Source organism: Pseudomonas sp. P5_A2_2, assembly GCF_054177685.1.
Genome location: NZ_JBGCUL010000498.1, coordinates 1 through 3,318, shown reverse-complemented (window position 1 = coordinate 3,318; position 3,318 = coordinate 1). Strand labels below are relative to the sequence as shown.

General features: G+C 63.0%; 5 protein-coding genes. All 5 read left to right on the top strand.

Features of this window, described 5'->3' with window-relative positions; genetic code table 11:
* The coding region (gene cobT, locus ACXRVY_RS21150) for a nicotinate-nucleotide--dimethylbenzimidazole phosphoribosyltransferase (RefSeq protein ID WP_458238160.1) at positions 1 to 904 on the top strand (904 nt) is incomplete at its 5' end.
* Complete coding sequence (gene cobC / locus ACXRVY_RS21145) at positions 901 to 1,476, top strand: alpha-ribazole phosphatase family protein (RefSeq protein WP_223463309.1); 576 nt, start codon at positions 901 to 903, stop codon at positions 1,474 to 1,476. The genes cobT and cobC, both read left to right, overlap by 4 nt.
* Positions 1,477 to 1,478: 2 nt before the next feature.
* Positions 1,479 to 2,219: an adenosylcobinamide-GDP ribazoletransferase gene (locus ACXRVY_RS21140; protein ID WP_223463308.1), complete on the top strand. Its 741-nt coding sequence runs from the start codon at positions 1,479 to 1,481 to the stop codon at positions 2,217 to 2,219.
* A 194-nt stretch (positions 2,220 to 2,413) separates the two neighbouring features.
* Positions 2,414 to 2,818, top strand: coding sequence for a MarR family winged helix-turn-helix transcriptional regulator (locus ACXRVY_RS21135; RefSeq protein WP_223463341.1), 405 nt, complete (start codon positions 2,414 to 2,416; stop codon positions 2,816 to 2,818).
* Positions 2,819 to 2,870: 52 nt separating this feature from the next.
* On the top strand, positions 2,871 to 3,318 hold a 448-nt coding region (locus tag ACXRVY_RS21130), incomplete at its 3' end, for an MFS transporter (protein ID WP_458238159.1).

Genomic DNA, 3,318 nt, shown 5'->3' with positions numbered 1-3,318 from the left:
GGTCAAGCCGAGTCTGGATCAGGTATGGATCGCGATTTTTGCCGGCGACCATGGTGTGGTCGCTGAGGGGGTGTCGGCGTTTCCTCAGGAAGTGACCGGGCAGATGCTGCACAACTTTGTCAGTGGCGGTGCGGCGATCAGCGTATTGGCGCGGCAGTTGGGCGCTTCCCTCGAGGTGGTTGACCTTGGCACGGTAACGCCGTCGCTGAGCCTGCCGGGCGTGCGTCACCTGAACGTCGGCCCGGGCACGGCAAACTTTGTACAGGGGGCGGCCATGACCCAGGCCCAGGGGCAACTCGCCCTGCAAGCCGGTCGTGACAGCGTGCAGCGGGCCATCGCCAGCGGTGCGCAGTTGTTTATCGGTGGCRAAATGGGCATCGGCAACACCACCGCCGCCAGCGCCCTGGCGTGCGCGCTGCTCGATTGCCCGGTGGTGCATCTGACCGGGCCTGGCACCGGGCTTAATGCCGAAGGTGTCAGCCACAAAGCGCAGGTGATCGAGCGCGCCCTGGCATTGCATGGCGCGCAGCGTGGCGACGCCTTGCAGACCCTGTTCAACCTCGGCGGTTTTGAGATCGCCGCGCTGGTCGGTGCCTATCTCGCCTGTGCCCAGGAGGGTGTCGCGGTGCTGGTGGACGGTTTCATTTGCAGTGTCGCGGCGCTGGTTGCGGTGCGCTTGAATCCAGAGTGTCGTCAGTGGCTGTTGTTCGGTCATCGCGGCGCCGAGCCAGGGCATCGTCATGTGCTGGAAACCCTGAACGCGCAGCCGTTGCTCGATCTCGGCCTGCGGCTTGGCGAAGGCAGTGGCGCGGCATTGGCTGTGCCGCTGCTGCGCCTGGCGTGCGACCTGCACGGTCAGATGGCGACCTTCGCCGAAGCCGCCGTGGCAGATCGTCCGGCATGACCTTGCGCGTGGATCTGTTGCGTCACGGTGAAACTGAACTCGGCGGCGGCTTGCGTGGCAGCATCGATGATGCGTTGACCGATTTGGGCTGGGCGCAGATGCGCGCCGCCGTGGTCGGACAAGGCCCGTGGGACCGGCTGGTCAGTTCGCCGTTAAAGCGTTGTGCACGCTTTGCCGAGGAGCTCGGTGCGCAATTGGGCGTGCCGGTGCAACTGGACAAAGACCTGCAAGAGTTGCATTTCGGCGCTTGGGAAGGGCAGAACGCGGCGGCGTTGATGGAAACCGACGCGCAGGCGCTGGGTTTGTTCTGGGCCGATCCTTATTCGTTCACGCCGCCTCAGGGTGAGCCGGTTGCAGACTTTTCGGCACGGGTGCTGGCAGCGCTGGAGCGCTTGCATGCGACCTGTACCGGTGAGCGCATTCTGCTGATCAGCCATGGCGGAGTGATGCGTCTGTTGCTGGCACAAGCGCGAGGGCTGCCGCGAGAGCAACTGCTCAACGTTGAGATCGGGCATGGCGCGCTGTTTTCGCTGACAGTGGAGCCTGCGGGCCTGTTGAAGGAAGTGCTCTGACCATGCTGCCATTCTGGATCGCCCTGCAATTTCTCAGCAGCCTGCCGATACGCCTGCCCGGCATGCCTGAGCCCCGGGAGCTGGGGCGGTCGCTGCTGTTTTATCCGTTGGTGGGATTGCTGTTTGGCGCGATTCTGTGGGCAGTCAACTGGCTGTTACTGGGCACGCCGATGTTGTTGCACGCGGCGCTGTTGCTGAGCGTTTGGGTGCTGCTCAGTGGCGGATTGCATCTCGATGGCTTGGCGGACAGCGCCGATGCCTGGCTCGGCGGTTTTGGCGACCGTGAGCGTACGCTGACCATCATGAAAGACCCGCGCAGCGGGCCGATCGCCGTGGTGACGCTGGTGCTGGTGTTGTTGCTCAAGTTCACCGCGCTGCTGGCGCTGATCGAACAGCCGCATTCGCTGGCATTGATCATCGTGCCGTTGATCGGTCGCAGCGCATTGCTCGGTTTGTTCCTGACTACGCCCTATGTGCGTGCCGGTGGCCTGGGCCAGGCATTGGCCGACCATCTTCCGCGTTCGGCGGGCAGACAGGTGTTGGCGGTCAGTGCACTGGCCTGTGTGTTGATCGCAGGCGTCAGCGGTGCGCTGGCGGTGGTGTTGGCAGTGCTGGGGTTTGTCTCGCTGCGCCAGGTGATGTTGCGGCGGCTGGGTGGAACGACGGGCGATACGGCAGGTGCAATGCTGGAGTTGCTGGAGGTAGGGGTGTTGGTTGGATTGGCATTAGCCTTAGCGCCGTAGTGGTGAATGTTCCGGCCTCTTCGCGAGCAGGCTCGCTCCCACAGGGTTTCAGTTTTGTTGACACAATAGTGGGCACACCGAAAATCTCTGTGGGAGCGAGCCTGCTCGCGAAAGCGATTTTCGGGACACCGCCTGATCACTGAACAAACTCCATGTCACTTGATTTAACCGACTCGCGGGTATATACACGCACCATGCTCGATTCCCAATGTTTATGCATCAACCTGCGTCGCGCCGCCCGTGGCGTCAGCAGGCATTACGACGGCGCTCTCGACGGCTTCGGGATCAACGTTGCGCAGTATTCTTTGCTGTGCAACCTGCAGCGTCTGGATCACCCGAGCATCTCAACCCTGGCCGAGGCCATGGGCCTGGATCGCAGCACCCTGGGTCGCAATTTACGGGTGCTGGAGGGTGACGGCCTGGTGACGCTGGTCGAGGGCGAGGACATGCGTAACCGCATCGTCCTGTTGACCGAGGCCGGGGCAGAGCGTCTGAAGGCTGCCTTGCCGGCCTGGGAAGCCGCACAGCAGCGTTTGATCGATCGCCTGGGGGCCGAGAAGCGCGAAATCTTACTGAAGCTGCTGGATGAACTGGCATGATGCCGGTTTTTTCGATCTTAAGCGGGTATATACCCGCTACCGGAGAACAACAATGACATCGATGTGGCGTACATGCGGCTGGGTTCTGTTGGGGAGTGCGCTGATCCTTGCGTTGTCTCTGGGGGTTCGACATGGCTTCGGGCTGTTTCTGGCACCGATGAGTGCCGAGTTCGGCTGGGGCCGTGAAGTCTTTGCCTTCGCCATCGCCCTGCAGAACCTGATCTGGGGCCTGGCTCAGCCATTCACCGGCGCGCTGGCCGACCGCTTCGGCGCGGCGAAAGTGGTGCTGATCGGAGGCGTCCTGTACGCGGCCGGGCTGATTTGCATGGGGCTCTCCGACTCGGCGGTGACCTTGTCCCTGAGTGCCGGTCTGCTGATCGGCATCGGACTGTCCGGTACGTCGTTCTCGGTGATTCTGGGTGTAGTCGGCCGCGCGGTGCCGCCGGAAAAACGCAGCATGGGCATGGGGATCGCCAGTGCGGCCGGTTCGTTCGGCCAGT

Coding starts and splice junctions, on each gene's coding strand:
- cobC (WP_223463309.1), top strand. CDS start 901: ATGACCTTGCGCGTGGATCTGTTGCGTCACGGTGAAACTGAACTCGGC.
- ACXRVY_RS21135 (WP_223463341.1), top strand. CDS start 2,414: ATGCTCGATTCCCAATGTTTATGCATCAACCTGCGTCGCGCCGCCCGT.
- ACXRVY_RS21140 (WP_223463308.1), top strand. CDS start 1,479: ATGCTGCCATTCTGGATCGCCCTGCAATTTCTCAGCAGCCTGCCGATA.